Consider the following 5,332-nt stretch of genomic DNA (forward strand, 5'->3'; position numbering starts at 1 on the left):
TTCAACTTCACCGCCCTGTGCGCTGCCATCTCACTGCTCGCTGTGCTGCCGATGCGCATTCAAGAACACCCACCCAGCCCAGAGGATCACGCCCAACGCTGGCGCATCCGCGGCTCTGATCTTATCGATAGCAGGGTCCTTCCGGTGGCTATCGTCGCTTTTCTCAGCGCCATCGGCTACGCGCTGATCACCACCTACCTGCCCGCATTTCTGGTTGGTCGGGGTATGACCAACGCGGCGTCATTATTCTTTATTATTTTCGCATTGACCATGCTGGCGGTTCGACTCTTTGCCGGACGCATCCATGACCGCCGGGGCGAAAATACGGTCATCCCCATCGCACTGTTAGCATTTGCGCTGTCGCTGGCACTACTCGCGGTGGCCGATAGTCTCTGGCAGGTCATTATCGCGGCCATCCTCGGTGGTATTGGCCAAGGCGGTGCGGTGCCCAGCTTGCAAGCCGTGGGCATCAGTCGGACGACGCACGAGCGAGTTCCCATTGCCACCTCGACCCACTACCTGGCCCTGGACGCGGGCATTGCCGTTGGGCCGGTCGCATTTGGTTTCATGATCGGGCTCAGCGGCTACGTGGGCCTCTACCTTGCCGGAGCCGCAGTACTTCTTGTCTCTATTGTGGTGTATTGGCTGACGCACGGACGTCACGCCGTTGAGTCAGCCACCGCTTCGCAGCACGACCATGACAACTAGGCGCTCTGCCGAAAATATTTCAACTGTCTCCACCGTGTCATCAGCGCTGTCGATGTTGTGGAGTCTTAGGCGAAGCGTTCCCAGACACGGTGGCTGCGCATCGCGTCGAAAAGTTGGGAGGCAATCAGTTCAGGTTGTCCTACGAAAATGCCGGGAGCCTCGACGTTGATGCCGGCTGCTGCGGGCACGGGGCTAGCGTCGTCGAAGGCTATAGCTTTGGCATGTCGGAACAACTCGGCGGCAAGCAGCACCAGGCGCGGATCAACGTTTTCGCGGCCGACTGGATCCCCTAGTTTGGCATCCGTTCCGGCGGAGGTGGGGGCTTGAGGTGGGGTGTCGGTGCTGTTGGAAATGAATATCACGGCGTCGTATTCAACCGATCGGCCCGTCAAATAGGTGCGCTGGACCGGGGTGCCATCCGCCAGCGGTGCGGCATTGGGGGCAATCACCAGGGGCACCATGTTGTGATCTTTGATGAGGGAATGCAACTGATGGATGCGCGGCATAGGTACGGTGGCGTTGTCTCCGACGGCGATGCCGATGATGCGGCCGTCGAGGGGCCAGCGCTTGCCAACCTGGGAGACGGCGGGACTGAGCATGATGTCATCGCGCGGTGGGACCTCGGCGACTGGGACGTCCAGGCCCAGGAGTTCGGCGACGCGAGCGGCCAGTTCGGTGTCGATCTTGGCCAACTGGTTGACCTGGCGTTGACGGATGGTGGTTTCGTAGCATTTGCCTAGCTCAAATGCGTAGCCCTGAATGGTGTGTTCTTGTTCAACCGGGGTGAGGCTGCGGTAGAACATGGTGGCCTGGGAGAAGTGGTCGTCAAAGGATGCGGCATGTCGGCGCACCATGTGGGCTTCGGCAATGTGTTGTGGGAAGTCGATCAGAGCCTGTTTTTCGTCTTCGCTGCCGGGGCGGTGGGCGCCAGCAAAGAATGGGCAACCGGCGTCCAGGGTGTTGGGTTTATACGGGGCAACACCTTCGTGGACGCCGTGCTGGTGGAAGCCATCGCGCAACATATCGTTGGTTTCGGTGTGCGGACGGTTGATGGGAATTTGGGCGAAATTTGGTCCACCCAGGCGCGTCAGCTGGGTGTCAATGTAGGAGAACAGACGGGCCTGCAGCAGGGGGTCATTGGTGACGTCGATGCCGGGCACCAAGTGTCCGGGGTGGAAGGCCACCTGTTCGGTTTCGGCAAAGAAATTGCTCGGATTCGCATTCAGGGTCAACAGTCCTAGCGGTTGGACCTCGGCGAGTTCCTCGGGCACGATCTTGGTGGGATCCAGCAGGTCGATACCTTGGAACATCTGGTCTTGCGTATCCGCGAAGACTTGTACGCCCAGTTCCCACTGCGGAAATGCTCCAGATTCAATGGCATCGGCCAGATCGCGACGGTGGAAGTCCGGGTCAACCCCGTTGACCATTTGGGCTTCTTCCCAAGTTAACGAGTGCACTCCGAGCCGTGGTTTCCAGTGAAATTTCACCAGGACTGATTCATTCGTGGCGTTGATCAGGCGGAAAGTGTTGACGCCGAAGCCTTCCATCATCCGAAATGACCGTGGAATGCCCCGGTCTGACATTTGCCACATCGCATGGGCTTGGGCTTCGGTGTGCAGGGAGACGAAATCCCAGAACGTATCGTGGGCTGACTGGGCCTGTGGAATTTCACGATCCGGGTGCGGTTTGGCCGCGTGCACAATATCGGGAAACTTGATGCCGTCCTGGATAAAGAACACCGGAATATTATTGCCCACCAGGTCAAAGGTGCCCTCAGTCGTGTAGAACTTCGTGGCAAAGCCGCGGGTATCGCGCACGGCGTCTGCTGAGCCGCGGGATCCCACCACGGTTGAAAACCTAGTGAATACCGGTGTGGTGACTGGTTCGGCAAGAAACCGCGCCCGGGTTAGGTTCCCTGCGGTCCCATAGGATTCAAATACCCCGTGGGCCGCGGCACCGCGAGCATGCACCACGCGCTCGGGAATGCGTTCGTGGTCGAAGTGGGTTATTTTTTCGCGCAGGTGATGGTCCTGGAGCAGCGTTGGTCCGCGCTCACCGGCCTTCAACGACCGGTGTGTATCACGCACTCGAGCACCCTGCGATGTGGTCAAATATGCTTCGGCTTGGGCACGCGGATTATCGTTGGCAGACGTTGCCGGTTGCCCCGTTGCCGAGCGCAATGCCGGCGACGTCTGATCGGGTTTCGCGGGCGCGGGAGCCTCTGGGACCGGTTGGGTTGGATCGTCTTCTGGGTCATGCAGTGGTGGATCGACTGAGCTGGGTTTGCCAGGACTAACGTTGTCTGCCATGGTCCTCACATCCGTTCTAAGAAGTCATTGCGTTATGAAGTGCTATCGGCTTTAGGGTTGCAGCACGACCTTGATGCACCCGTCGTTTTTCTTTTGGAACATGTCGTATGCCTCGGGTGCTTGTTCCAACGGCAGTCGGTGGGTCACGAGATCCGTGACACCCAGTGGGTCAGCGGAATCCTCCACGTAGGGCAGCAATTCCTGGTCCCAGTTGCGCACATTGCACTGGCCGGTTGTGATGGTCAGCTGCTTGTCGAAAATCGTCAGCATCGGCAACGGCGTGGCGGCCCCACCATAGACCCCACTCACCGACACGGTGCCGCCGCGACCTGCTAATTCCAGCGCGGAGACCAGGGCCGCGGTGCGGTCAATCCCCACGGTCTCCATCGCTTTCTGCCCCAGCGCATCGGGCAACAGCCCGGCTGCGCGCTGCAGGGTTGCGGCCACAGGGTTGCCATGAGCTTCCATGCCGACGGCGTCAACCACCCCGTCGGCCCCGCGCCCGCTGGTGCGTTGCTTCACCAGCTCGTTGGCTTCGTCATGATCGGCGGCCACGGTGACACCGTGGCGGGCTGCCATATCGCGACGTTCGACCACCGGATCAACCGCGACGACGTCGTACCCCAGGTGCACGCCGACGCGCGAGGCAAATTGTCCCACCGGGCCAAGCCCAAGAACCGCCAGCACGCCGTCTTCAGGCATGTGTGCGTATTTCACGGCCTGCCATGCCGTGGGCAAAATATCGGAGAGAAATAGATAGTGCTCGTCGGAGAGTTCGGGCCCGACTTTGATGGGGCCGTAGTCGGCGTGGGGTACCCGCAGATATTCGGCTTGCCCGCCGGGTAGTTGTCCATAAAGTTTGGAGTATCCCAGCAGCGTTGCCCCGGTACCATATTCGGTGACTTGGGTGGTCTCGCACTGGGATTGCAATCCGCGACGACAGTAGTAACACGTCCCGCAGGACACATTAAACGGAATGACGACGCGGTCGCCGGGTTGCAAATTATTGACGGCGGCCCCGACTTCTTCAACGATGCCCATTGGCTCATGGCCAATGATGTCGCCTTCGGTCATAAACGGTGTCAACACTTCGTACAGGTGCAGATCGGATCCACAGATTGCGGTGGAGGTGACCCGAATAATCGCATCCGTTGGGTATCGGATCTTCGGATCGGGGACTTCTTCGACGGATATATTTCGTCGGCCTTGCCAGGTGACTGCTCGCATAAAACTTCCTCGCTTTGATAAATCGCGGGGCGTGCATTTTGGCTGTGTGGCGAGTCTAGGGGCTTGATTTTGATGCGTCTACGTACAGCAATGCATACTGTTGAGATCTTGAGTATTTGCTCAACTGTCGCACAGTGCCCTCAAGTGCATACGCAGAGTCCTGTGAAGTCAGTGAGAACCGACAGCATTGTTGAGCAGCACGATCGATGCTGTCGGCACGTGCTGCGGCTCCCCACGTTCGTCAAGAAAAAGGTCTGCGCACCGATGGCAAGCTCTCCGGCCCAGAACGAGGAGGAAATCGCCCAGCTCACGACTCAACAGGCAGCGGACCACTTGGGTATTTCTTGCCCAACGCTGGTAAAGCTCCTTGAACAAGGCGAGATTTCGTTCACAAAAGTCGGCAGACACCGACGTGTGACATTGGAAGACGTGGTGGCGTACGAACAAAGTTCTCGGCAATCCAGACGAGAGGCATTAAGAGAGCTCACGGAACAAGCCTCAGCCGAAGGCACATACTTCCAGCACCCTGAGTCACATGAAACACGGTGACATCTTGTAGCGTTTCCAGTTCTTGTCGATGCGTGCGTGCTCATTCCAATAGCTAAAGCAGATCTGATCCTTCGCATGGCTATGGCCAGACAGTTCCGTTTACTTTGGTCCGAGGAGATACTCAACGAAGTTGAACGAAACCTGGTGACGCAACTCCATATACGTCCAGAGTTGGCCAGAAAACGAATCACCGCGATGCGCCAGAATTTTCCAGATGCTCTTATTGAAAACTATGAGAATCTCATCGGTTCGATGACGAATGAGTCCAAGGACCGCCATGTGCTAGCAGCTGCTGTGTATTCAAATGCGAAACTTATCGTCATTGACAATGAAAAATCAAGATTCGCGGATCAACGGGGTAGGAAGAGTGGTGGGTGAGGACCTTCAAGTCGTGCTACTGCAACCTTCACATCATTCAGATCAGCCCGTAGCTCCCCGAGCTCAGCGCCAATCTTGTCGAATTTGGCATCGACTTTCTCAAACTTGTTATCCATATGACGCAGCACCCAGGCAAGACCTGCGAAAAGCCCACCACCCAT

General features: G+C 57.9%; 4 protein-coding genes and 2 pseudogenes. 3 read left to right on the top strand and 3 right to left on the bottom strand.

What is annotated here, in order from left to right; genetic code table 11:
• The coding region (locus K8V32_RS02840; RefSeq protein ID WP_303902580.1) for an MFS transporter at positions 1-708 on the top strand (708 nt) is incomplete at its 5' end.
• A 65-nt stretch (positions 709-773) separates the two neighbouring features.
• Here K8V32_RS02840 and K8V32_RS02845 read toward each other — a convergent pair.
• Positions 774-3,017, bottom strand: a complete 2,244-nt coding sequence (locus K8V32_RS02845) for a catalase (RefSeq protein ID WP_303902583.1) — start codon at positions 3,015-3,017, stop codon at positions 774-776.
• 51 nt (positions 3,018-3,068) lie between these two features.
• Complete coding sequence (locus K8V32_RS02850) at positions 3,069-4,244, bottom strand: alcohol dehydrogenase catalytic domain-containing protein (RefSeq protein ID WP_303902586.1); 1,176 nt, start codon at positions 4,242-4,244, stop codon at positions 3,069-3,071.
• 264 nt (positions 4,245-4,508) lie between these two features.
• Between K8V32_RS02850 and K8V32_RS02855 the strand changes: the two genes are divergently transcribed.
• Together K8V32_RS02855 and K8V32_RS02860 are read left to right on the top strand one after the other, a co-directional pair.
• Entirely contained in the window at positions 4,509-4,793 is a 285-nt protein-coding gene (locus K8V32_RS02855) for an excisionase family DNA-binding protein (protein WP_303902589.1), read from the top strand.
• Between the two features lie 30 nt (positions 4,794-4,823).
• Positions 4,824-5,171 (top strand): annotated as a pseudogene (locus tag K8V32_RS02860) (PIN domain-containing protein); the annotation flags it as partial.
• On the opposite strand, the pseudogene K8V32_RS02865 reads toward K8V32_RS02860, so the two are convergent.
• Positions 5,144-5,332 (bottom strand): annotated as a pseudogene (locus K8V32_RS02865) (hypothetical protein); the annotation flags it as partial. The pseudogenes K8V32_RS02860 and K8V32_RS02865 overlap by 28 nt on opposite strands.

Origin of the sequence: Enteractinococcus helveticum, assembly GCF_020742345.1 — a bacterium.
GTDB classification, from domain to species: Bacteria; Actinomycetota; Actinomycetes; order Actinomycetales; family Micrococcaceae; genus Yaniella; species Yaniella helvetica_A.